At 45.6% G+C, this 25781-nt stretch carries 22 protein-coding genes; 4 read left to right on the top strand and 18 right to left on the bottom strand.

The annotated features are described in order from the left end of the window. Positions 1 to 24 precede the first annotated feature (24 nt). Positions 25 to 552: a L,D-transpeptidase gene (locus AQULUS_RS12085; RefSeq protein ID WP_148340523.1), complete on the bottom strand. Its 528-nt coding sequence runs from the start codon at positions 550 to 552 to the stop codon at positions 25 to 27. A gap of 279 nt (positions 553 to 831) precedes the next feature. Here AQULUS_RS12085 and AQULUS_RS12080 point away from each other — a divergent pair, with 279 nt between their 5' ends. Next, entirely contained in the window at positions 832 to 1731 is a 900-nt protein-coding gene (locus AQULUS_RS12080; protein ID WP_172622874.1) for an aminoglycoside phosphotransferase family protein, read from the top strand. Positions 1732 to 1945: 214 nt separating this feature from the next. Continuing rightward, the gene (locus AQULUS_RS12075) at positions 1946 to 4414 is read left to right on the top strand and encodes an HAD family hydrolase (RefSeq protein ID WP_148340521.1); all 2469 of its coding nucleotides are present in this window, start codon (positions 1946 to 1948) and stop codon (positions 4412 to 4414) included. On the opposite strand, the gene AQULUS_RS12070 is transcribed toward AQULUS_RS12075, so the two are convergent. After that, positions 4415 to 5767 (bottom strand): chloride channel protein, encoded by a 1353-nt coding sequence (locus AQULUS_RS12070; protein WP_172622873.1) that lies wholly within the window; start codon positions 5765 to 5767, stop codon positions 4415 to 4417. Between the two features lie 438 nt (positions 5768 to 6205). Between AQULUS_RS12070 and AQULUS_RS12065 the strand changes: the two genes are divergently transcribed. Further along, positions 6206 to 8671 (top strand): HAD family hydrolase, encoded by a 2466-nt coding sequence (locus AQULUS_RS12065; protein WP_148340519.1) that lies wholly within the window; start codon positions 6206 to 6208, stop codon positions 8669 to 8671. On the opposite strand, the gene AQULUS_RS12060 is transcribed toward AQULUS_RS12065, so the two are convergent. Beyond that, a complete protein-coding gene (locus AQULUS_RS12060; protein ID WP_148340518.1) occupies positions 8662 to 9087 on the bottom strand; it encodes a DMT family transporter in 426 nt (141 codons plus the stop codon). The genes AQULUS_RS12065 and AQULUS_RS12060 overlap by 10 nt on opposite strands. 239 nt (positions 9088 to 9326) lie before the next feature. On the opposite strand from AQULUS_RS12060, the gene AQULUS_RS12055 reads away from it, so the two are divergent. Beyond that, the gene (locus AQULUS_RS12055; RefSeq protein WP_148340517.1) at positions 9327 to 10031 is read left to right on the top strand and encodes a hypothetical protein; all 705 of its coding nucleotides are present in this window, start codon (positions 9327 to 9329) and stop codon (positions 10029 to 10031) included. 29 nt (positions 10032 to 10060) lie between these two features. Here the strand turns inward: AQULUS_RS12055 and AQULUS_RS12050 are convergent, their stop codons facing one another. The 15 genes from AQULUS_RS12050 to fliE form a co-directional block, all read right to left on the bottom strand. Continuing rightward, complete coding sequence (locus tag AQULUS_RS12050) at positions 10061 to 11062, bottom strand: KpsF/GutQ family sugar-phosphate isomerase (RefSeq protein WP_148340516.1); 1002 nt, start codon at positions 11060 to 11062, stop codon at positions 10061 to 10063. Next, complete coding sequence (locus AQULUS_RS12045) at positions 11059 to 13116, bottom strand: class I SAM-dependent methyltransferase (protein ID WP_148340515.1); 2058 nt, start codon at positions 13114 to 13116, stop codon at positions 11059 to 11061. Before AQULUS_RS12045 ends, AQULUS_RS12050 begins: the two co-directional genes overlap by 4 nt. 78 nt (positions 13117 to 13194) lie before the next feature. Then, entirely contained in the window at positions 13195 to 13911 is a 717-nt protein-coding gene (locus tag AQULUS_RS12040; protein WP_148340514.1) for a sigma-70 family RNA polymerase sigma factor, read from the bottom strand. Then, on the bottom strand, positions 13899 to 14765 hold the full coding sequence (locus AQULUS_RS12035) for a MinD/ParA family ATP-binding protein (protein ID WP_148340513.1): 867 nt from the start codon (positions 14763 to 14765) through the stop codon (positions 13899 to 13901). The genes AQULUS_RS12040 and AQULUS_RS12035 overlap by 13 nt, the downstream gene beginning before the upstream one ends. After that, positions 14752 to 15990, bottom strand: a complete 1239-nt coding sequence (locus tag AQULUS_RS12030; RefSeq protein ID WP_148340512.1) for a flagellar biosynthesis protein FlhF — start codon at positions 15988 to 15990, stop codon at positions 14752 to 14754. The genes AQULUS_RS12035 and AQULUS_RS12030 overlap by 14 nt, the downstream gene beginning before the upstream one ends. 14 nt (positions 15991 to 16004) lie before the next feature. After that, a complete protein-coding gene (gene flhA / locus AQULUS_RS12025; protein ID WP_197737368.1) occupies positions 16005 to 18095 on the bottom strand; it encodes a flagellar biosynthesis protein FlhA in 2091 nt (696 codons plus the stop codon). 31 nt (positions 18096 to 18126) lie between these two features. Beyond that, positions 18127 to 19257: a flagellar type III secretion system protein FlhB gene (flhB, locus tag AQULUS_RS12020; protein WP_148340510.1), complete on the bottom strand. Its 1131-nt coding sequence runs from the start codon at positions 19255 to 19257 to the stop codon at positions 18127 to 18129. Position 19258: 1 nt separating this feature from the next. Next, positions 19259 to 20044 carry a flagellar biosynthetic protein FliR gene (locus AQULUS_RS12015; RefSeq protein ID WP_172622872.1) on the bottom strand — a complete coding sequence of 262 codons (786 nt, stop codon included), beginning with the start codon at positions 20042 to 20044 and terminating at the stop codon, positions 19259 to 19261. A gap of 2 nt (positions 20045 to 20046) precedes the next feature. Then, positions 20047 to 20316, bottom strand: a complete 270-nt coding sequence (locus AQULUS_RS12010) for a flagellar biosynthetic protein FliQ (protein ID WP_148340508.1) — start codon at positions 20314 to 20316, stop codon at positions 20047 to 20049. Further along, the gene (locus AQULUS_RS12005) at positions 20309 to 20752 is read right to left on the bottom strand and encodes a hypothetical protein (RefSeq protein WP_148340507.1); all 444 of its coding nucleotides are present in this window, start codon (positions 20750 to 20752) and stop codon (positions 20309 to 20311) included. The genes AQULUS_RS12010 and AQULUS_RS12005 overlap by 8 nt, the downstream gene beginning before the upstream one ends. 15 nt (positions 20753 to 20767) lie before the next feature. After that, complete coding sequence (locus tag AQULUS_RS12000; RefSeq protein WP_148340506.1) at positions 20768 to 22123, bottom strand: FliI/YscN family ATPase; 1356 nt, start codon at positions 22121 to 22123, stop codon at positions 20768 to 20770. After that, the gene (locus AQULUS_RS11995) at positions 22116 to 22811 is read right to left on the bottom strand and encodes a FliH/SctL family protein (RefSeq protein ID WP_148340505.1); all 696 of its coding nucleotides are present in this window, start codon (positions 22809 to 22811) and stop codon (positions 22116 to 22118) included. The genes AQULUS_RS12000 and AQULUS_RS11995 overlap by 8 nt, the downstream gene beginning before the upstream one ends. 14 nt (positions 22812 to 22825) lie before the next feature. Then, on the bottom strand, positions 22826 to 23809 hold the full coding sequence (locus tag AQULUS_RS11990; protein ID WP_148340504.1) for a flagellar motor switch protein FliG: 984 nt from the start codon (positions 23807 to 23809) through the stop codon (positions 22826 to 22828). Between the two features lie 3 nt (positions 23810 to 23812). Then, a complete protein-coding gene (gene fliF / locus AQULUS_RS11985; protein WP_148340503.1) occupies positions 23813 to 25387 on the bottom strand; it encodes a flagellar basal-body MS-ring/collar protein FliF in 1575 nt (524 codons plus the stop codon). 21 nt (positions 25388 to 25408) lie between these two features. Then, the gene (gene fliE, locus AQULUS_RS11980; protein WP_172622871.1) at positions 25409 to 25774 is read right to left on the bottom strand and encodes a flagellar hook-basal body complex protein FliE; all 366 of its coding nucleotides are present in this window, start codon (positions 25772 to 25774) and stop codon (positions 25409 to 25411) included. Positions 25775 to 25781: the final 7 nt, after the last annotated feature.

Genomic DNA, 25781 nt, shown 5'->3' with positions numbered 1-25781 from the left:
GACATCAACCACTAATATACCTGGTTAATATGGGCGTACTATCACCCTGGTTCCGCGATACCCATTGCTTGCACTGGGACCTTGAACAAAATGATAACGCAGCCACTTCGCGTCTGCGACATGCAAGCGCACGCATCCATGGCTGATATTTCCATATACCACTTGATACGACCCATGCAAGCCCTGACTGCCATTAAAGAACATGCAATAAGGCATGGGCGCACCGCCGTGCGGCAAAGGATATTTGTGCGACTTGCAACCGGGACCGCCTAATGAATAAATCCTGAAACTGCCCGCTTTAGTGAGACACCGGCGTTTAATATCCTTGCACCAATACCCACCTGCCGTCACCATGCCTGACCGTACCAATACGCCATTGGCATTGTATGCGCCAAACGCATGTATGTTCGGATCAATGATAATGACTTTTTCGCCCAAAGGCGCAATCTGGCTGGGAAGGGAGCGATGATGGATTTTTTTACTGTATGCGCTGAATGGGTATAAAAGCATGGGAATGGTAAATAAAACCGCAAGCATCCTTAGTGTTTGCATAACCCGTACTCCTCATTTATTGCTTTTATGCTTATATTTTACTCCAAAATCACCCGCAAAAATTAATCCCGGTTCATTTTTTATATATATTCGTCATATCAAAGCCTTACACAGCCATAAATCTAGCAAGTTTACCCGATGAGGAAGGATGTCCCTGTATTTCCAATCTTATATAACCTCCTCATATGCGAGCAGCGGCGCGATTGACACGACATAGTCCATTAAAATTAATATAATCAAGCCAAAGTCAAAGCTGAGAGATAAATTATCATGGGAAAAATGCATGAAAAGGAATTGGAAATAGATGAATATCTTGTGCACGCACTGCTTGAAGCCCAGTGCCCTCATTGGGCAAATCTGCCGCTAACATCTGTTTCATCAAGCGGCACAGACCATGCGTTATATCGCTTGGGCGATGAATACATTGTTCGCCTTCCCAGAATCGAATGGATACCCGGAAGCCTGATTAAAAGCATTAACAAGGAATACGAGTGGGTTCCCAAGATTGCCCGATTCCTGAAAATACCCATATCGGAACCCGTGTTTAAAGGTAATCCCGATAAATTCTATCCTTGGCCCTGGACCATAACCAGGTGGAATAAAGGGCATAATCCTGATTTTGAAATAGAAAGTGAATATGAACAGCTTGCTGAGGATATAGCCTGTTTTCTTAATGACATGCACGGAATCAAACTGACTAACGGACCTGTTTCCAGGCGCGGGATTCCTTTAAAAGAACTTGATGTGGAGACAAGAAAGGCGATCGGCGAATTAGAAGGAAAAATTGATACTTACTTCATCGCGTCATTATGGCGTCAGTTATTAAATGTTCCCTCTTGGAATAAAACCCTTGTATGGTTACATGGAGATTTATTACCTGGAAATATCTTGGTTCAAAACAATCGGCTAAGTGCAGTGATCGATTTTACTGATGTGGGCATAGGTGATCCCGCTTGTGATCTCATCATTGCCTGGAGTTTATTCAACCCGAATTCGAGACAAATTTTTAAAGAGAATTTAAAACATGTCGATGATGACACATGGGAAAGAGGCAGGGGTTGGGCCTTATCAATCGCTCTCATCATGTTGCCGTATTATATTCATTCAAACCCTGTTTTGACTGCATTGGCAAGACGAATGATAAAAAACGTATCATGCGACTATGAAAAAAATAGATAAAATGAGAGTGGAATAAAAAACTCGCATTTTCACAAAAACTGATCAATACGAATATTAATGGTTATTTAATAATCCTTATATTATAAGTAAGTTTTTTTTGCACCCTCGCGGTTGCACCACTCAATGCCATTCTTCATGCAACAGTAGTTCAGAGTTGCCACACATTTGCGTCTCACTTATTCTACCCATACATGAATGGAATCAGGAATTATTTATGCAAACGGAACAAACCAGGACACCGCCTGCCGGCTATTACCCCAATCTTCAGACGCAGATTGATGCGAACGCCCTGGCTACTGTTTTGGATCACTACGCGGGAAAGATTAAAATCCTGTCGCTTGACTGTTTTGATACTTTGTTATGGCGAAAAACTGCGACGCCAGCAGACGTTTTTTTTGATTTACAACAACGTCCATTGTTTAAATCTATGGGTTTCACAGCGAGGCTGCGGCGTCAGGCAGAGTCGATAGCCAGGGAAAAAATCTATCTGCATACCGGAAGCAGCGAAGTCAGTCTGAATGATATTTATCAGGCGCATCACTCTCATATCTTGACGGAGCAGTCTGCCGGCTTGTCAGACGAAGAGCTCTCTGTGGAAAATAGCATCTGCTACGCATTTCCTCCTGTGGTTGAATTGATACGCCAGGCTGACAGACTGGGCCTGAAAATCATTATCGTGAGTGACACCTATTTAAACAAACAGCAACTCTCGGATCTATTGCGGGAAAAACTCCCGCAAGACGTTATGTGCAAAATTTCGCATATTTTCTGTTCATGCGAGCATGGCAAATCAAAAAAGTCCGGGTTGTTCAGGCGGGTATTAGAAAGTCTTCATGCCTCACCGCAAAACATACTGCACATCGGTGACAATCAGACTGCGGATTTCAATGCGGCGCGCTCGCTGGGCCTGCATGCATTGACACTCATTCATCATCACCCTGCTGTCGCTGAATTACTGCGTATGTACGCTCTCGCCGGAAGTTTTATCGATCCCGAAATACGCAATACCCGTTCACTTACCCATCCGTTTCGAGGTTTGCTGGCATTGCGCGCAGGACCGCATGGCAATCCTGAAAACACCATCGGTTACGCCACGCTGGGGCCCATCTTGTACGCATTCGCGCACTTCATTCTTAAAGAAATTAATCGTGCATCACATTCCGGAACACGTCCCAAGGTGTTATTTTTGATGCGAGATGCCTATTTACCGTCACTTGCCTGCGAAGCCCTGGCGGGCTGTGAAATCGGCAATCGGGTCAGAATCAGCCGCTTCGCCGCTTATGCGTCATCCTTTCGACACCAGAATGATATCGATAGTTATCTTGCTGAAAGAGTACAATCAAAACGGTTTCAAGAAATCTGCAGACAACTGCTTTTGCCAGAAGCGATAAGCGCTTCCATTCTTAAGAAAACTGAAAATGCCCGCGATTCCATATCCGAGTTTATCAGACAAATCCATCAATCCTCTATAATGAAAATGATATTTGACGCTTCCGCTGCTTATCGAAACAGGTTATTCAAGCATTTACAAAAAGAGATCGGCCTGGAATCTGGTAATACGCTGATATTTGTCGATTTGGGATACTCCGGCACCGCGCAGCTTCGCCTTGCTCCCGTGTTCAAAGATGAATTTGGTATCCAGATAGAAGGCTGTTATCTCATCGCACTGCCAGTTAACGACCCGTGCTCGCGCCGCCGAGGCCTTCTGGATACATCACATTTTGACGAAAACGCGCTCATCATGCTGGTCACTTATATTGCGCTGCTGGAACAAATGTGCACTTCCAACGGGAAGAGCGTGATCGATTATGATCAGGAAGGAAACGCGTTGTACTCTGAAACAGGGTTGGCAAGTGACCAGCACGATAAGCTTCTTTTGCTGCAATCTGAATGCATTCGGTTTATTCATGATGCTGTCACGTTTATTCAACAAGCCCAAACTGAAATTTCTGATGATATGCTTAGAGACGTTGCCGCAATCAACTTATGCCGTTTATTGTTTCTTCCATTGAAACCCGAACTGGATTTCCTGAAAAACTTTCATTTCGATTTCAACATGGGATGTGACGACATCATTCCTGTTTTTGATGTCGACAAAGGCCTAGAGGGCTTAAGACGCCGCAGCTGGCTGCACTGCTCAAAGGAAATCAATAAAAACATGCGCACCAATTATCCGGCAGAATGGCGTTCAGCCAGTCTTGAGCTAGCCCTTACTTTGATGTCGCAGCACCGCTTTGGTCTCGAATTCGCATTGAATGACCTCAGCCATAGACGGGAATCTCTGGAAATCCTGGTATTCCAGGGGCAACAGGTTTCATCGCTCTCTCTGGAAGCCATGCCTACACACGATGGTTATTTTTCATTGATGATTCCTGTTGTCAATCCTGACTGTCCCCTGGGCGTGCGATTTGGCGGCGCATACAAATGGGTTGAAATTGAAAGTGCTGAATTGATTCAATTGACTGCCTTGTATTCCGCCAGGGAGCATGAGCACACACAGGACGCAAGCACTTACATGAGCATGAATGAAATGAGCCATAAGGATTCCGGCTTATTTGAATGTTTGACGAGCAACGCCTTATTGGTTTTTGACCCTGCCGGAAATGTCGGCTCGTCGCGCCAGATCTTGCGAATCATCTTCAGGCCTATTGCACGACATGAAAAGATAATGCAAAACGGTTAATCATAATGGCTGGCTGCGCCATGTGTCGGGCACATGACTACCCTTGCGTGTCAACCGGTAGGTATAAATACTTTCTTTTATCAAAGTACGCCTCACCCCATAGGCAATCGCGACCATCATCATTAACGGCAGAACAATCCGCATGTCATTGGTCAGCTCCGCTGTCATGATAATAGCCGTAAGCGGCGCACCGGTACTTGCGCCCACCATTCCTGCCATCCCAGCCACTGCGCCCAACTGTAAATTCATACTCATTTCACCTGGAAAAACCAGTTTGTATACCTCAGCAAAACCTCCGCCCAGCGCCGCTCCTATGAACAAGAGCGGAGAAAATATACCGCCAGAACCGCCTGATCCCAGTGTCAGACCCGTACTCAACAATTTGAGAGCGGCGAGAAAAATCAAAAAATAGGGATCCGTCAGGGTCGATGTCATGACATCCATGATGGTCGCGTAGCCCAGGCCCTGAATATAATAGTGGCCGAATACTTTAAGCATGAAATACATGCTCAACCCCACTAAAAACATTCCCGCCATATGACGGAAATAATAATTGTCCGGGAGTTTTTCGAATGCCTCTTCAATCAAATAAATCCCCCGTATAAAGAACGCGGCAGCCAATCCGACGATCATGCCCAAAAAGGAATAACTCACTGCTGTATAAGCTGATATGTGAGCTATTACACTGGCATCGACCGGTATCAAGGGAACATCCCCGTATAAAAAGTATGTCATGTAAGTTGAAACCGCCGTTGCGATGCTGACAGGGATAATAGTGCGCGCACTGATTTCCGGAAGCAGGATTTCAATCGCAAACAATAATCCGCCCATGGGCGTATTAAACATCGCGGCGATTCCTCCGCTCGCTCCGCAGGCAATCAAAGTCATACGCTGCCAATCAGCCAATTTAAACGCTTCTCCTAACGCTGACCCCAGCGCACCGCCCATCTGGATAATGGGTCCTTCACGGCCAATGGAGCCGCCCGAGCCTATGGATAATGAAGATGCCAGCGCCTTGATAATGCCAGCCATGGGACGGATGCGCTCATTTTCATAATAAACAGCGTAAATGACCGCTGGGACACCAGTGCCCCTCGCCTCTGGCGCATAATTTTTGATGAGAAATGCCACAATCACGGCCGCCAGCACTGGGACCAGCACAATGCCGGCTCCCCATCGGCTGGGTGCCGCATGCTGGAGGACATCATAATGGGAAGAAAGCTGGCCATAAAACAGCAGATTATGAAGCAATCCTATCAATTCACGGAAGAAGATCGCACCGCATCCCGTCACTACTCCGACAACCAACATAAGGGAATAAAAACGTATTTGATTCAAATGAAGCATGGGCATGTCATAGTCACTTCTATCCAGGCCAGCAGTCATCTTAAACCAAGTTCAAGGTGATGAGAAGATAAGCACAGGGACACGTAGGTCAAGAGTGTTCATTGAACTGTGCCAGTTCTTTGCCATGACGGATAAGCGACTGGATTTCAGGATGAAATCCGTTGCCACATAGATGTGGCGTTTGGAGCGAAGTAGTCATGGCAAAGAACTGGCACAGTTCAATGAACACTCTCCAGAGGTCACTTTAGTTGCGGTAAACCCTGCCGTGACGTATGCTAGAGCTTGTCATCATTTCCATGATATTGACGCATCATCCTCAGGTTTTTCAGGCTTCGTTTTCTCTAACCGACAGGCATGCTGCGATGCTCAACCCGTCATGGCGGGACAACTCACGACTAAAGATGTCAAGAACCCTGTATTTATGGATTGAATAGCGAGGATCGCATGGAAAGTGCCGTTACCCCTGATGTCACCCATCAGTCTCAGATTAAAAGCCAGGCCAGAGCAGAAGAATTGATTTCCATTCTTGAGCATTATGCCCAGCGCATCAAAGTTCTTTCTCTGGATTGCTTTGATACCCTTATCTGGAGACAAACCGCCACGCCATCCGATGCCTTCTTTGACATGCAGAAGCGACCGGCTTTTCAGGCTGCCGGATTGACTGCCCGTTTACGTGCGCAAGCCGAGGAAAACGCCCGCCAGAAAATGTTGATTGATCATGGCAGCACGGAAGTCAAACTGACGGATATTTACAAGGCGAACAATCCTTCCTTGAGCAACCACGCATTAGCCGCTCTGGCTGAAGATGAACTGGCGACTGAACAGGAAACATGTTTTGCCTTCCCGCCTGTTGTTGAACTGATACGGCAAGCCCGCGCGCGCGGTCTGAAGATTATCATTGTCAGCGACACCTACTTTTCAGAACCCGAATTAAGACGCCTTCTCGAATCCTGTCTGCCTCAGGACGTCTTGCAGTCAATCAGACAGGTATTTTGCTCCAGCGAACATGGGGTGGCGAAAAGCAGCGGTCTGTTCAGCAAAGTCTGTAACAAAATTCATGAAAATCCCCATTCCATCCTGCATGTGGGAGATAATCTCCTTGCGGATTTTGTCGCTCCCCAGACCATCGGGATACACTCGATTCATTTTATACATAATGAGAAAAAGGTAGGCGAGACAATACGCATGCAGGCCTTGGCGGGTGGATTCATCGATCCGGCGATTCGGCATGAACGCTCCTTGGTCAATCCATTCCGGGGCATTTTCGCAGCCTCTAGGCTTTCAGAATGGCAGACCGAAAGCCTGATAGGGTATTTATCCGCAGGTCCGGTGATGTACGCATTCGCCCGCTATATCTGCGCTGAAGTTGAAAAACTGCAGCTTCAAGGCAAGCGCCCTAAGGTATTATTTCTTATGCGGGACGCCTACTTGCCTTCACTGGCATGTGAAACGCTGGCGGGCAGGGAAATAGGCAAGCGTGTGCGCATCAGCCGTTTCGCTGCATTTGCTTCTTCCTTCCGAAACAAGGACGATATCGACAAATATTTATGTGATAATGTTGCGTCCTTGCGCTTTTACGATATTTGCAGACAATTGTTACTGCCTGAAGCTATCGCGGGTGAAATCAGTGAAAAAGCGGCAACATTACCCAATCCGGCATTGGCATTCATAAAACTCATTCATCAGGATCATATACTGACGCATATTTTCAAAGCTTCCAAAGCATACCGCCAGCGGCTTATCAGACACCTGGAACGCGAAGTCGGGCTGGAGAAAGGCGATACGCTGGTGTTTGTCGATCTTGGCTATACCGGCACAGCCCAGCGTAAACTCGAACCCGTTTTTCGTGATGAGATGGCTGTGGAAATTGTAGGCCGATATTTGATTTCACTCAGCGTACCCGGATGGGAAAAATCACGCGGCGGGTTAATGGATCCATCCTGGTGTGACGACCGCACCTTGCAGACACTGGTAGCCTATATCGCCCTGTTAGAACAAATCTGCACTTCCAACGAAAAAAGCGTTGTGGATTACGACACGGACGGATCACCCATTTATTCAGAAACTTCTGTCAGCAAGGCACAACACGCCAAACTGGAGACTATTCAGTCAGAATGTCTGCGTTTTATCCAAGATGCCGTCCAATTTTTCTCACAGGCGCGAATACAACCTTCCAACAGGGTATTACGCGACACCGCCATGGCGGAATTGGCCAGGATGTTATTCTTTCCCTCGGCGGCAGAGCTCGATTATTTGAAATCATTCGAATTTGATTTGAACATGGGAACCAAGGATTTGCTTAATGTGCTTGATCCGGAAAAAGGCTTAACGGGCCTGCGCCGCCGAGGATTGTTTTTCATGGAAAAAAATCTCAAATCCATGCGCACCAATTATCCGGCTGAATTGCGGTCAGCAGGCATGGAACTGGCATTGACACTGATGGCCCAGCATCGCATCGGATTTGATGTGAGAGTCAGTGATCTGAGCCTGAGGCGTGAAAACCTGAATGTCATCGCTATTCGCGCTGGTAACGCATCTCAAACCATGGTCGCGGCCCTGCCGACACACGACGGCTACTTTTCCCTGATTGTTCCTGTCGGCACGGGAGATTTTCAGGTCGGTGTCCAATTTGGCTTGAATTACCAGTGGGTACAGTTGGAAAGCATTGAACTCATCGTTACAAGCGCCTTATACACTTCAAAAGAGTCCGAACATACCGTAGATGCCTCGGAAAATATTGTAGTGGATCAAATGGAGAATAAAGGCCAGGGGTTATATGAATGTCTGACTGACACCAGTCTGTTAGTCTACATCCCTACTCGCAGATTGGGTGAACATCATCATGCCCTGCGGATAGTATTCAGGCCAATCATTGGCAAAAAGAAAAACAGGCATGGAATTCAGGCGTAGCTGATAATCAACACGCCCAGCAATATAAATCCGCCTCCTATCATTACAGGAAGATTGACATGATTTTCTCGGAATAATACCCAGGTGAACAAGATGGTGAACAAGGGATAAATTAATTCAATAATACCCGCCACGGTTGCATTTTTACCCTGTATTGATGCAACAATGAAAAAACTGGCCGTCAGCACTACGATAATCTCAAGAATTGTCATCCATAGAACAGACGGCCGGGTTGTCAAAGTCACCCAGTCCGCCCTGAGATTCATGCAATAGGAAATGATAAAAAAAAGAATCGCCCCCGCTAACATTTCCAGCGCAAGTAAAGTAATCGGAGAAATACTCTGAAGAATTTTCTCCGCCAGGGAATAGTTTAATCCCCATAAAACCGCCGCCAGCAACGCATACGCAAACCACATATACCAATTCTCCTTCCCTGGAAATTTTACTATAAAATACGCTGTTTTAGTAGCAGGTTACGATAGCCAGTTAAAGTATTTTCTTGAATAAGGCCGGGAACGTAAAATCATTTCATGGCTGAATTTGACACAATGGTACCGTGCCTGACTCATTCTCACTCCGCCATACATGAGAAGCTCTATGATGCCGCCGTAGAAATGCGGTAAACTACATGAATGATTCAAGCCAGGGAGGGCCTATGCAATCAATTCTAAACCGTTTAATAAACAAGATTCATGCATCCGCAATCGATCCTGACCCATCAGATAATTTTTTCATTGAAGACGTATTCCCTCCTGAATTGTATGCGCAAATTCTCTCCCGCCTGCCATCTGATGATGAATACGAATTTATTGAACATCCGGATGCGGTATTGCCTGATGGCACCCGAACACGCAAACTGCTGGATTTGACCGACGAGTCAATTAAAAATCTGAATCCCGACCACCAGGCTTTCTGGCACGAAATAAAACGCATGCTCGTTTCCGATGTCTTGCAAAAAGCTCTGGTGCAAAAATTCACCCGGCGCATCAAGGAACGGTTTGGGGAACAATGGCAGCACTGGCCAAAAATGATAAATGTTCCCATATTTTATCGTGATTTTCCGGGGTATTTTATCAGCGAACATACTGATGCGCCATTTAAAGTCATCACCATGCAATTCTATCTTCCAAAAGACGAATCGCAAATCCACCTCGGAACATCGTTTCATAGAAAGAAAAACCATGGGTTTGAGTTGCTTAAAACCAATCCATTCAAACCCAATTCGGCTTATGCGTTCGTTCGTACAGATAACAGCTGGCATAGTGTCAAGCAAATGGCAGCGCACGAATCAAAACGTGACTCACTCGCGCTGACTATTTATCAAAAAGGCTTTGAATATAAGTCAGGAAAAACTTATTGAGTTCCATATTACAAATACGTATTGCCAATTCAGGCTATTCCTGCGCGCAAAATATCATGCATGTGGATAACGCCCACAGGTTCTCTTTGTTCATTCACGACAACCAGAGAGGTGATCTTATGCTGTTTCATACGATCCAGCGCGCCCGCCGCGAGTGTTCCGGGCGGAATAATTTTGGGGTTCCGGTTCATGACTTCGTGAATCAAAATCTTGTGAATATCAACGCCAGTATCAAGCACCCGCCTGACATCACCGTCAGTAAACACACCTGCCAGGATGCCGTCATTATCGACGATGGTTGTCATCCCCAGCTTTTTGCGGGTCATCTCAAGCAATACTGTTTTTAGCAACGCTTCCTTTCCCACCCGTGGAATATTCTCTCCCTTATGCATAATCTCATCCACCGTCAGCAAGAGCCGCCGGCCCAGCGTGCCGCCCGGATGAGACAGGGCAAAATCTTCCATAGTGAAACCCCGCTCATTTAGTAAGGCCAATGCCATGGCATCACCCGTGGCAAGCGCGACCGTGGTACTGGAGGTAGGAGCAAGACCCAGCGGGCAGGCTTCTGTTTCTATACCCACATTGATATTGACATCAGCGTGCCGAGCCAGACTGGATGCGCACTTGCCGGTCATGGAAATCAGAGGGATTTTCAACCGCCTGATGACAGGAAGAATCGAAACAATCTCTTCCGTCTCCCCAGAGTATGAGATGGCTAATACAACATCACTGGGTGTGATCATGCCGGCATCCCCATGCTTGGCCTCGCCCGGATGCACAAAAAAAGCCGGTGTCCCGGTACTTGCAAACGTCGCCGCGACTTTTCTGGCAATATGTCCGGATTTGCCTACCCCCATCACCACGACATGTCCCTTGCAATTCAGAATGATATGGCAGGCATGAGCAAATAAATGATCGATGCGCCCGCTCATGGCTATTAATGCTTCGGCTTCCTTTCTGATCACACCGCGGGCTGTTTCACAGAGTTGGTCCGAGGCTTGTGCTGTTTGTCTGAGGGGTTCCGAGATCATACGGCCGCCGCGCTCCTTGTTATCTGACGTTGAGACAGGGTCCGCCTGAGCGCATCATTTTCGCGTTCCAGGCTTTTGTTCCATTCCACCAGGCCAAAGCGTTTCAGACTGATTCGCTCCCAGATGAATCCCGGAACACTTTCATGCCTGTCCAGACAGCGCAACGCCTGGGCACACTGGCTAGCAATATCCAGCACTTCAGCCGCTTCCTGCAGTCCGAATGATAGCGGATTGTCCAGGGTGCCTACTATATTCGTCCAATCTCCCTGAAGTACACGATGGGCTTCCTTGACTCCCCTACGGAATTGCTCACGCGCGTCATCCACCCGAGATTGACCAAGATAAAGCAAACCGGCATACATCCTGGAAGAGATAGTCTTGGTGGCAAGCAAGGGACAAAATACCATGGGGTCCATCTCTGCGCATGTGATAAATGCTTTTAACGCTTCATCACGCTGACCGATAGCCAACAGCAACCTGCCGCCCAGAAAATGGAGTGACACCGCCCATCGATAAGCATGCGGATTGTTGCGGTCATAAGTCCGATCAAATTCATTAATCAGATTGGTTAATACCGACAAGTCTTTTAATGTCACATTGCCAGACTCGAGCAGCTGATACCCGATGACACAAAGCGCCGCGCCCTGATCCGCTGATCCAGTTTTGGCCTCAAGCGCGATACGCGAACAGAAATCAGCGAGAACCTGCCTGTCAACCAGACGTTCGCCTAATTGCACCATTACCCGGTATAGCCAGGGGTTGTCATAATATTTTTCAAATGAAACGTGTACAGGCGGCGGTGAGCCCTGATTCTGATGAAACGGATTACTGTATGCAAGCGCAGCTGAATTCACCGGGTTGCCGCAGGCGGAGATCAACCACCATTCGGTTTCCACCGCCCCGTTATAATGCAGGGGGACATTTTGCATGACACGCTTGCCATTGCTCAGTTTATAACCTCCTCCTGCAATTTGAGCCCAGCGATCATCGACGATAAAATGTTTGCTGATCGCAGAATTGAGCTTGTCCCAGTCGAAAACATGGAAATGATACGGGTTAGGATCCCGTCCTGTTTCATCACACCATAGATGCGGGACGCTTCCCAACAGACGTCCATCAGGCTTGAGCACGCGCTTCACTTCTACAAGAAATGCCTCGTAATCAGGCACATGTTCTATCGTTTCAAATGAAATCACGGCGTCAATTGAATGATCTTCTAAAAATGACATGTTTGTCACATCGCCGGCATGATAAGTGACCGCCGGATTTCCAGCAGCGTAATTTGCCTCTGCGTATGCGATCGAATCATGATCAATATCAACACCGATAAATCGACTTCCCGGGCTGCAGGCCGCGAGAACGGCGGTACCATATCCCATGCCGCACGCGGCATCCAGCACCGTATCACCCGGACGTATTCGTGACGCAGCATGAATATACCGCGACACGTGCGCATCAGAACGCCTCCCGGCTTCGCGCAGCATATCCATGTGTAAATCACGGGTGGCCAGCAGCCATTGCAGTGAAAATTCCTGATTGGCCTGCGTTGGAACACGTTCAAAAAAGGTAAATCGACCGGTGCGTTCATCTTCAAGTTCGCCATAGGGAATAATCAGCATGCCGCGCGGATGTTTTCGATATCCCGCCTGTATGGCTGCCTTTTCCCAGAAAATCCTGCTATGCATAGGATTATTCGCCCCAATGGCGCGGGAGGCATCCGGCGGAAAGTAGATGACGAGATTGCGTCGCGTCATTTGTTGAAATACGCCTAGAATGGCGGTAACTTCTTCCGGCCTGTAAGGCAATAATTCGTATCCTATGATGATAGTGTCAAATGAGGCTGGCTTGAATGGATAATTGGTTAATGACCCCAAAAACAGCCTTCCTGGCGCGCGATCATGATGCGCGGCAATCCACTGCGAGGAGGAATCCATGCCATAAGCATCGATTGACCGCTTCAACAATTCAAAAACAAGAGTGCTATTCTCGCAGCCAATCTGCAGATAGGAACCCATTCCGCACACCTTTAATATCGATTCAGCGTCTGCGATCATTATTCATCTCCATATGATAGAAATCGTTATATGCAATGTAAGCGGGTCAATCCACATCTGACAATGCGACTCTCCAAGCTACAGCCTGTCTCTGTCTAATTTTACCTTGATTTTGGATATCGCCTGACTGTGCAGCTGACAAATTCTTGCCTCGGTCAATTCAAGAACCTCGCCAATTTGTTTGAATGTAAGCTCCTCTATATAATATAGAGATAATACCAATTGCTCTCGTTCCGGCAAAGTATGGAGAATATCCTTGATATGCTGGATGATATTTTCTTTCTGGGTGATTACTGAGGGATTATCATCCTCATCGCTGGCCAATAGGTTTTCATCATCCAGCATATCAATGCTGACAATATTATTGATGCTGATTTGCTGGCAAATCAGCACATGTTCATCCATCGAAATTCCCAGCTCCGCGGCAATCTCCTCTGACGTCGCCTGTTTTTGTCCACGCTGCTCGATGCGTGAAATCGCTTCCGTGATGCGGCGCATGTTGCGCATCGTTTCACGCGTTCCCCATGAGTTTTTGCGCAATGAATCAATGATGGCACCGCGTATGCGAATACTCGCGTAAGAATCAAATGCGGTGCCCATGTCGGGTTTATATTGCTTGCGCGCTTCCAGCAAGCCTACAAAACCCGCCTGCAATATGTCATCCAGTTCAATGTGGGACGGCAGTCTTTTCTTGATATGAAGAGAAATTTTTTTTACCAGCGACCTGTGCTCAAGAATGAATTGCTCAAGCATCAGCCGATCGGAATTCTCTTCATAAATCTCTATGCCTTGCACAACTGCTCCTTGACTGCGAGATTGCTTTCAACCAGGCGCTCAAAAAAGAAATGTATTCCGCCAGCCACGGTGGGGTCCTGATGCCAGTGATTAATGCCGTGACACAATTGATGAAATGAAACCGCCGAATCAGAAAATGGAAATTTATCCACTACCGGAACCCTTTCGCGGGCAGACATGCCAATATAGTCATCATGTGGAACATGTCCAAGATAATGCATGCTGACATTAATAAACCTGGCGATCACATCCTGGAATTTGCTGAATACATCAAACGCTTCCTGCATGTTTTTTGCCTTGTTCACCACAATGCCGAACCGGTCACGGCCATATTTTTGATGCAGGATCTTGATAACAGCATAACTATCCATCAAAGAAGCGGGATCGTTGCAGATGACGACCAGAATATCCTGCGACGCATGGGTAAAATCAATAACCTGGCTGGATATACCCGAAGCCATGTCAACAATCATGACATCGATGGCGTCCGTCAGTGTCGAAAACGATCGTATCAGCTCAACAGCTTCCATTGAAGAGAGTTCAGCCATTTTTTGCACTCCGGAAGCAGCCGGAATGATTTTTAATCCATGCGGTCCCGTGATGCATATCTCATCAAACGCACAGGCTCCGCACAAGTAGTCGTGCAGATTTTTTGCCGGTTTCAGTCCGAGCATCACATCAACATTGGCAAGACCCAGATCTGCGTCGAACAACAGTACTTTTTTCCCCATTTTTGCATAGGCTATCGATAGATTGACAGATATGGTGGTTTTACCAATACCGCCTTTCCCGCCCGTGATAGAAATGACCCGCATGGGTCTGTTATTGCTGTTTGTAGGATTAGCTTCTTTCATATCTACCTTCGCTGAATTGATTCGATATTCTCACAAGATTTTGCAATAAATGTTCCTCAGTTGATTTTTTCTTGTCCTGGCTTTCTGTCATGATCTGATATAACATCGCATCCGGATCAGCTATTTCTATATCTGTATTAATGTTCTGGCCATTACAGATGTAAGCTATCTTCATCCCATAATTGATACACACGCTCAAGACTGGCGCCATGCTAATACACTCATCCGCCTTGGTCAGAATGCATCCGCTCATATTAGTGGTTTTGAATCCGCGTGCGATTTCATCCAAAATGGGTTCTTGCACATTGCATGGAAGCACAAGATGGGTAGTGAGCCTCTCACGTTGGCCTTCCATCAGATCTCGCAACCTGGCGACGTTATCTGCATCTCTTTGGCTGACGCCGTGTGTGTCAATCAAAACCAGGCGTTTATTGCGCATAGACTTAATCACCATTGCAAGCTCCACGGGACTGTCAGCGTACTCCAGATCAATGTTATAGATATTTTGATAATGCAAAAGGAGGTTTTTTCCGGAAATATCATGATAATCCGTCGTAATAATCCCCAGGGAATCAGAACCGTATTTTGACAAATAGCGCTTGGCAAGCTTCAGAATAGTGGTCGTTTTACCAATTCCCGTCGGCCCGATTAGCGCACAGACGCGATTGTCGTCTATCAATTCATCATCCATTGTCTGAATGAAATGACGCAAATCTGATTCAATATTCGCAAACGAGACTGGATCAGATATGTTTCTAGACTGGAAATACCGGTTAATAAATAACTGGCAAAATTTTCCGCGGAATCCTAGCTTGGTCAGATGATAAAACAATAAATTCCGTTTTGTGGTATGCTCATCGTCTGATATGTGAAACCCCTCGTATAACTGACTTCCAACCTGTTTTGACAAATTCTCAACACGTTCATTCATGATTTGTAACTGTTTGTTGAGTTTTTCGATCAGGCTGAAATCGGGGAATTGATTGGCTGGGCGCTGGAGGAATTCATTTTTTCCCTGTCCATGCCGCGGCAGCGTATCCTGGCTTGAAAACTCACTGACAGGATATTCACCGTGCTGCTCGGTCTCATCGGGCAAACCAGCTATCATTTCTATCCCTTCCGGGACGCTGCGCGTTGAATAGACCAGCGCATCCGGTCCCAGGGCGTCCTGAATCATGGAAATGGCCTTATGATTGCTTGATGCTGTAAATCGGTGTAATCGCATTTTTTATCACTCCATTACCCTATTTTGGCAACAATATTCAAATGCCTGTCTTCCGGAATTTCATTGTGTGACAGGAAATGTATGCTGGGAATACCCGGCTTGAACAATTTTTCAAGCAATCCCCTTAATTCGCTTGTCACCAGCATGATCGCAGGCATGGAATCCACCTCGCATTTCTGAACGTACTCAAGCAGCCGTGAGTAAATTCTCTCTGTCAGTGTCGGCTCCAATATCACTACTCTTTCCCCCGCATCCGTATTCTGTTGTATAGACTTATGCAAGATTTGTGCCAGGTCGTTATCCAGCACTGCGACAGGAACCTCTCTTTTGTTGCTGCAAATGCTATAGATGATTAAATGCTTCAATGCGATTCGAACAGATTCGATAAGATGATCTATATCCTTGGATTTTGACCAGCTATCAATCATTTTTTCGGCAATTGTTCGCATATCTATTATAGGAATATCTGATTGAAGCAACCGTTGCAAAACCGTCACGATGATACTTAATGGCACAGCCTGTGGGCCTGATGTTAAGGTTTCAACCAGTTTCGGCGTTGTGGACGCCAGCTTGTTTAAAAGTTGCTGCACTTCATCATATCCGATCAAATGGCAGGCGTTCGTACGAATGATATGATTTAAATGGGTTGCAACAACTGTACTGGCATCGACGACCGTATATCCGAGACCATGCGCATAATCACGCTGATTAGCAGCTATCCAGCAGGCATCCAAGCCAAAGGTGGGATCCTTGCATAAAATGCCTGACAAGATATGTTTGATATGACCCGGATTGATCGCGAGATTCATGTCCGGATGAATTTCAGCTTCCGCGATAACAACGTTTTTCAGGTACATGCGATAGTGATTTGCGGACAGATTCAGATTATCTTTGATGTGGACCGTGGGAATTAAAAAGCCGAGTTCATGCGACAGTTTTTTACGAATTGCCTTGATGCGGTTTACCAGCACACCATCCTTATTGACGCCGACCAGACTGATCAACCCATAACCGATTTCCAGGGCGATACGGTCTGACGAGACTACCTCATCCCAATCCAGCTCGGTATTCTCATGTTTACGCAAGACTTCGTTTGGCTTAATGTTATGCGCCGTGCCTTTTGGATTTGCCTTGAGAGTATTCTTGCGCACAGACACCAAATAGGCGGCAGCGCCAGAAAGAAGAGCAAGAACGATGAATGGAAAATGCGGCATGCTGGGAATCATGGCGAGAATCAGTAAAACAGAGGAAGTCACCATTAGCGGTTTAGGATCACTGAATAATTGTGAAAGCGTTTGTTGGCTGATGTCTTGCTCATTATTAACCCTGGTTACCATGATCGCTGCCGATATGGACATTAATAATGAAGGGATTTGCGCGACAAGACCATCACCTATCGTTAACAGGGAAAAATTTTTCACTGCCAGACTGAGAGGTAAATGGTATTGAAACACTCCAATGATGATGCCTCCTATCAGGTTGATAAATAGAATCAGCAATCCTGCGATAGCGTCTCCACGCACAAATTTACTCGCACCATCCATGGCTCCATAAAAATCCGCTTCCTGGGTTACTTCCAAGCGGCGCTTTTTTGCCTCTTCCTGATTGATGACCCCTGCGTTCAAATCCGCGTCTATCGCCATTTGCTTGCCAGGCATGGCATCCAGCGTAAAACGCGCACTGACCTCAGAAACGCGACCGGCACCTTTTGTGACAACAACAAAATTGATAATCATCAAAATGGCAAAAACAATCATGCCCACTACAAAACTTCCGCCAATGACAACTTCGCCAAATGCCTTGATCACCTGTCCTGCGGCTCCCGGCCCCTGATGACCATGCAGCAGCACGACACGGGTGGAAGCTATGTTCAATGTTAATCTAAGCAAGGTCGTCACAAGAAGTATGGTGGGGAAAATACTAAATTCCAAAGGACGCGACACATAAACACAAACCATCAAAATCACGAGAGACAAAGTGATATTAAAAGAAAACAGCAAGTCCAACAGAAATGGCGGCAAAGGCAAGATGGTCATTGCCAGCATGGAGATAATTAATATCAGTATGCCAAAATTAAATTTACGGAAATTTCCTAAAGAATGCATATTCATAGTTCAACCTTCTTCATTTCAGTCATCACTCACTATAAATAAATTGTTCAGGGATTTTCAGGTCGCTGATATACTGAGGCTGTTGCGCCAGCCCATGTTGGTAGTGTTTTAACTGGTGTACATAAGAAAGCACAATGGCGACGGCCATATATAACCCTGGATTAATTTCAGAATTCAGTTTGGATGTATTGTAAATCGCACGGGCAAGCAGAGGCGCCTCATAGATTGGCACACCATTCGAGACTGCAATCTGACGAATCTGCTGGGCAATGTAATCCTTGCCCTTCGCAATGACTTTTGGTGCCTTGTCCTTGTTCTCGTCATATCTGACGGCGAGAGCATAATGCGTAGGATTGGTGATAACGACCGTAGCCTTAGGCACAATCAATGTCAATCTCTGTTTCAGCATTGCCATCTGCATAGACTTCAGCTTACGCTTTATGTCCATATTACCTTCCGTTTCCTTGAACTCGTCCTTGAGCTCCTGTGTCGTCATCTTGATTCTATTGCTGTATTCAATAAAATTAGTCACAACATCATACAGTATGATAAGGACCAGTGATGAAGAAACAAGCAGGATGAACTGCCTGCCTATCTTATAGCCGGCCACGATAGAAACATCCAGAGGGAAAATCGTCAGTTTCATGATGTCTGATTGATTGTTCAGAGCGAACATGACAAGAACACTCATGATGACAATCACCTTCAGAATGGATTTAAGCACGTTCAATACCATTTTCTTGGAAAAGAGATTCGCCAGATTAACGATAGGGTTCAGTGTTTCAAACTTGAAATGTAACGAGTGAAGCGTAAAATTCCATCCGCCAAAAATGAATGGAGACAAAAAGGCGACAAGAACGACCATGATAAATAGCGGCAGCATCACCAACAGCGTATTCAGGACGATCCGCTCAATAAAGTCGGCCGGGAAATCCTGATTTATCAATACACTGCCAATGCTTCCAAACGACTCGATAAAATTGTCCTTAAGCGTGTCTTTCAGATCGGTGGAAATGACCATGAGCATGATGACAGCCACCATAAACACCAGCCCGCTAGTCAGATCACGCGAGCGCAAGGTCTGGCCCTTTTTACGCAAGTCCTCTATGCGCCTTCCGGTCGCCTGGTGCTGCTTTTCGGCTGATTGATCCGCCATATTACTTCATCTTCATAATGGATTGATAAAATAAACTCAACGATTCGCGTATCAGATCGCCGCTTTCAGCCACAAAAAGCTGGTACGTGACATAAACACAGAACAAACCAATGACCAATTCCATATTGAGACCGATAGAAAACAGGTTGAATTGCGGGGCAAATTTCGTCATGACCGCCAAAGCAATATTTGTCATGAGCAACACGATCACGATTGTGATGGATAACGTGACCGCGCCTGAAAAGAGGATGCTGGAATAAGACAACACCTGAGCCATCATATGGGAGGGAAGGAAAATCTGATCTACCGGCATGACAGAAAAGCTGTCGGCCAGCGTTTTAATTACAAACAAATGTCCATTCAGCAGCAGAAACAGCAAAGTAACAGTGATGATATAAAAGTGGGTCAGACTGGTGATAAATCCAAATCTTTGATCTATAAGACTGGCAACACTCAGTCCAGCCTGAGTTGAAATCACCTGGCCTGCCACCACAAAAACTTCAAAAATCACGTTCAGAAAAAGGCCTGAAATCAATCCTATCACTGCCTGAATGAATATTTGCACAAGCATGGATATAGAAAACAATCCATACTGAACAGACATGTTTGGATAAAGTAGCAATATGTAAAGAGAAAGAATGGAAGCCAGCGAGATAATAATCCTGCCGGTTATCAAGTCGCGCCTGAACAACACGAAGAAAGTCAACAAAGCGGAAATGCGCGTGAATATCAACACAAACAGAATGAATTTATTGTATACAAGCGGTATAAGCTGAATGATATCCATGATTATCTTATATATGCCGGTAAATTTGTCAAAAATTGGCGCATGATTAATACCAGTTGATGCATAAGCCATGGGCTGAGTATAAACAGAAGTGTGAACATCACCAGCATTTTTGGTATGAATGTCATGGTCATTTCATTGATTTGCGTTGCAGCTTGAATGATGGAAACAATCAGACCCACAATCAACGTCGGAATAGTGATGATACAAACCGCTATCATCGTGTAATATAGCATCTGCTGCATGGCATTTAACATATGAAGGTCATTCATTGTCACCTCGTGAACGCTTATTGACGGACATCTCATCCATGATCATTTGCTCAATATTTTCGGTTTTTATGGCCTGTTCCAGGCGAATATTTTCTGAAAAGTGCGTCATTATCTTGAGCTTGTTATCTAACGCTTCAATTTGCTTCAATTTTTCTCCGCGCGCCTTCATCAGCTTGCCAATTTCCATCTCCTCGGCATGAATGATATCATTCATTTTTTTCGTGAAGGAATCCAGGTTCTTGGACAGGACCGGAACAGACCGACTGATGGATAAATGCGTGCCATTTGTATATTCATTTTGATACGCAATAATTTTCTGCAATGAATCCTCCTTCTTACGTATATGGACATTAATCCTGCGTAAATCAGTCATCAGCGCCTCACGCTGCCTGTGAAGCGCGTCATTGACCACTGATATCTGGCTCAGGTTTTTCATTCCGCTTTACCTCTATTATCGATATGCCGCCTGTGAAAAAACCGTTTCAAGCTGTTGACTGCTTGTATGATAATCGGCCGATTCATTCATGCCCTGCTTAAGGAATTTTTCCATGGCATCCCGGTAACGGAGTGATTCATCAATGACCGGATCAGCGCCATGCTGATACATGCCCACATTGACAATTTCGCGATTTTTTGAATAGGCACTGTACAACTTTTTGAACCGCACGGCGCAATTCAATTGCTGCTCAGTCGCAATGGCAGGCATGACTCTACTCACAGATTTTTCTATATCAATTGCTGGGTAATGACCCGCATCGGCAAGATGGCGCGATAAAAATATATGACCATCAAGAATTGAGCGCGCATGATCAGCAATGGGATCATGCTGATCGTCACCTTCCACCAATACTGTGTAAAATGCTGTTATAGAGCCTGTCCCGTCTATCCCGTTTCCGGATCGCTCAACCAGTTGAGCAAGCCTGGCAAAAACGGATGGCGTATATCCTTTTGTCGCGGGCAATTCACCCGCTGTCAGCGAAATTTCTCTCTGCGCCTGTGCGTATCGAGTAAGCGAATCCAGTATCAACAAAACGTCAAATCCCTTGTCCCGGTAATATTCAGCAATGGCCATGGCCAATGCCGCTCCATTAACTCTCATAATTGGAGACGTATCCGCAGGAGAGGCGATAACGACAGATTTCGCCAGTCCATTTTCCCCGAGGTTTTCCTCTATAAATTCCTTGACTTCTCTTCCTCGTTCGCCAATTAATCCAACAACAGCAATATCCGCGCGAGTAAAACGCGACATCATTCCGAGCAACACACTCTTTCCTACCCCGCTGCCGGCAAAAATACCCAGACGCTGTCCCTTTCCAACTGTTAGCAGAGAGTTAATGACGCGAATTCCGACATCGAGCGGCTCGGATATACGCTTTCTCGCCAGCGGGTTAATGGCTTGCGCGGTCAGCGGATAATATTCATCAGATTCAATCACGCCCTTTCCGTCAATCGGATTGCCAGAGGCATCAATCACTCTTCCTAAAAGCGACATCCCGACTCTGGCGCTGTGTGCCCGCACAAGCGGTATGACAGGTGTTCCCTGTTTGATGCCAAATGTATCTTCAATCGCCATTAAATAAGTAACACTTTCCGAAAACCCGATGACTTCAGCATTAATTGATTTCACAGGTGAAATCACGACCGCGCAGATCGTTCCCATGGGAACGGAAATACCAGCCGCCTCCAATTTGCTGCCTGAAATTCGCACAATGCTGCCCGCCACAGTTGCTGACGGGTTATTTTCAGCCGCATTTGCCATTTTACGCAAATGCTCCATAACAGATTTTTTGTTAAAGAGATCAATCATGCTGGATCCTGACCAACTGATCTATTCTGTCATTCAAGAGAGCGCGCACTTCCGCAAAGTTGGATTTGATGACCACGTCACCCTGCTGCAAGGAACTATCAATGCTCGCCAGGCCCTGGGATCCGGTCTGATCCGCATTCAAGCGGTGATAGTCATCGGATGAAAGATAAATCGTGATCAATCCATTTTTGGAATCGATCATTTTTTTTAATTCATCAAGCATTCTTATAAAAACGGACGGATCCGTTGAAATCTCCTTGCAAATGATGCGTTTTGTTATTTTTTTCACGACATCCTGCATCAGCTCTATGACTTCTTCATCCACCATTGATAATGGTGCTTTGAGCTTCCCCAGCAACTGGTTAACCGCATTAATGCGTGATTCATATTCGAGTTTCAAATTTTTAACTTCATCATGCAGAATTGCAGCCTGATCATCGACCTTGTCAGTCGATTCGGCTTGAGCTTCCCCTGCTGGAACGGCCTTGTGCCCCAAATTTTCATAGCTTTCATTCAATTTCTCCGCATGTTCAATATCATCCTGATAATCTTGCTTGTTTTCAATATCGACATGCTCAGGCGTGAATAGGGAATTCAGATCAATTTCATCACCGCCTGACAGGGAGTCCAATTCAGGAAATATCCAGTCGCTGAGTTCAAGTACATGTTCATCGTGCAACGTATCCATTCTTTCCTGTTTCCTCAAAAGATAACATCAGGATCGCTTTTTGTAGATAGTATAATTTTCTCTTCCTTGCTGAGTTTTTTGGCCAGCAAGACAATCTTTTTCTGCGCTTCTATGACGTTGGACAGCTTCACCGGGCCTTTAGATTCCAAATCATCTTTGAGAATTTCAGCTGCTTTGGTTGACATGTTTTTCATAAAGGTTGATTTCACGTATTCATTTGATCCTTTCAAGGCAAGAACCAGATCATCAGGAGTGATTTCTTTCAGTAGTATTTGCAGACTGCGAGTATCCAGATAGGCGAGTTTTTCAAACGGAAGCAGCTTGTCCTGGATTTGTTCAGCCAGTTTTTTATCCGTATTTGACAAATCAGCGATGATTTCCCTCTCTGTTTCACTATCCAGATATGAAATTAGATTCGCCGCGGCATCCACGCCATCCACCGTGACAACGCCATATCGGTCTGATCTTGAGAGTTCATTTTCAAAAAATATGGAAAGCGCTTCGAGCGCATACGTTGATATAGGACCAATATAAGACATTCTTTTAATGATTTCATTCTGCATCTCCTTTTTTTGCCCCTTGATAATTTCAGAGGCGCGCTCACTCCCCAGCTGAGTCAGAATGACGACAAGCGCCGTGAGCACCTGCGGATGCTCGTCCTCAATCAGCTCAAGAACGCTGCTTAGAGGTTCGTATTTCAATAATTCAATCCACTTGGATTTTTCAATGTCAACTTTTTCCATTCCTTTGATGCCCAAGGCGGAAACAAGGGTATTTTTGATGTTTTCTTTGGAGACAATGTCAATTCCAGTGTTATCAGAAGCGTTAAAAAATTCGTCCATGGCATGTATGACATCATCTTCAGACACATTATCAATGGTGTTAATTACTTCCATAATCTTATGCACTTCAGCTTTTGTCATGTTCTTCAATATCTGCTCGGCATATTCTTCACCTAATCCCAGCAGTATGATTGCAGCTTTACGAATTTTATCCATATATCATTTTCCCACCCAGTTCTTCATGATTAAGGCCACGCGATTTGGATCCCGGCTGGCCAGCTCCTTAAGCTTATTCATTTTTGTCTGTTTGAGCTCATGTAACTCCTTGGTTAACTTGCTCATGTCTTCATCATCTTCTTCTTTTAAAATAAGCCTTTGTGGAACCTGTGGAGAAGATTTCATATAGCTCGCCAGTTTTTTATAAAGAATAAACAGCAAAACAAACCCCAATGTACTGCCTATGATTTTTTTCAAGACGTCCCAAAACCACACTTGATCCCAAAAATGCAGCGGTGGCGCCGGAATATCCTTTGGAAGTGGAATAAACGAACTGTTTACCACGGTTACTCTGTCACCGCGTTTTTCATCATAGCCGATGGTTGCCTTGACAAGATCCGTTATTTTGCTGATTTTATCCTGGTTGAGCGGTTTGGTGACAGTTTTATTGGTCGCCGCATCGATTGATACTTCATTGTCTATCACCACAGCGACTGATAATGCGTTGATCTTGGGATGCGTCACTTTTTTATAAATTACCGATTTGGTGATTTCGTAATTCTTGATGGACTGACTTTTCCCTTCACTTGAGTTCGACTGTTGCGCCACTCCTTTGTCAGCTGAGGATTCCGGCGGGGTGTTTGAAAGCGAGCCAGGCGGTCCGGAAGCGCCAGAACTGCCGACCTGCTCGGACATTTCCTGCTCACTGCGAACAACTCTATTTTCCGGGTCGTATTGTTCCTTCGCTTCTTCTTGCTGGGTGAAATCGATATTGGCATAAACCCTGACATTGACCCGGCTGTCTCCAAGCAGAGGTGAAATCATGGATTCAATGCGTTTTTCATAATAATTCTGGATATTGTTCTGATAACTTAACTGTTCGGCATTATTAATGGAATCCTGATCCAATGTGCCTGATAGATAATGTCCATATTGGTCCGTGATCGCCACGTTTTTCGGATCCAGCCCTGGAACACTGCTGGCGACGACTTGAACGATTGCCCGGATTTTTTCCTTGTCTGATGACAAACCCGGCGCCATGTTGACCACAATGGATGCCGTAGGCCGCTGGTTTTCATCCGCAAAAATATTATTCTGCGGAATGGCAATGTGTACGCGCGCCGCAGATATCCCCTCGATTTCACTGATCGTTTTCGATAAATCGCTTTCAAGCGCGCGTAAATACCGGGCATTCTCTTGAAATTGACTGCTGCCAATTGTGTTTTGCTCATTCAGATATGAAAAATTGAAATGGTCGTCCTTCGCGATTCCTGCCGCTGACAATTTGATTCGTGCCTGTTGCACATCCTTTACTGGCACGAATAATACACCGTCTTGTTCGTTTATCTTGTAGGGAATGCCAGCCTTGTCCAGTGTATCTGTAATAGAAGCGATATTCTGCTGTGAAATCTGATAATTCAGCGGCTGATACGTCGGCTCCTGAATCGACATATAAATAAAAATTCCCAAAGTGACGCCGCCGGCTATCCCCAGTAGAAATACCAGCTGTCTCACGGCGGGCGCAAGGAAGATCGCGCTTAAACTTCCCAGATACTTGTTATTTTTAGTCGTTGTCATAAGTTTTTATTCCATTGGTTGTCAAACCGGCATATTCATGATTTCTTTATATGCCTCTAGTATTTTATTTCTTACCGTCACCAGACCCTCAAAAGCCAGCTTGGATTTTTGCGAGGCGATCAATACTTGCGACATTGAGACATGTTTGTCCCCCGACAGATAGGCATCTTTCACTTTTTCACTTTCGATCTGGATGTTATTAACATTTGAAAATACATCTTTTACCGCTGACATGGTTTCCTGAAAGCTTGCGGACTTTGGCGCATTGACGCCTGGCGTGACACTGCTGTTCTCAGAAAACACCTTCGATTTATTGGAAATTTCACGAATTTTTGACAGCATTTCGTTGATATCAGAGCGGACACCGCTCACGTTATTGATACTCATCATCATC

It is taken from the genome of Aquicella siphonis (genome assembly GCF_902459485.1).
GTDB classification, from domain to species: Bacteria; Pseudomonadota; Gammaproteobacteria; order DSM-16500; family DSM-16500; genus Aquicella; species Aquicella siphonis.
Note: the sequence above shows the minus strand (reverse complement) of the source record. Positions and strands in the feature narration are given on the sequence as shown.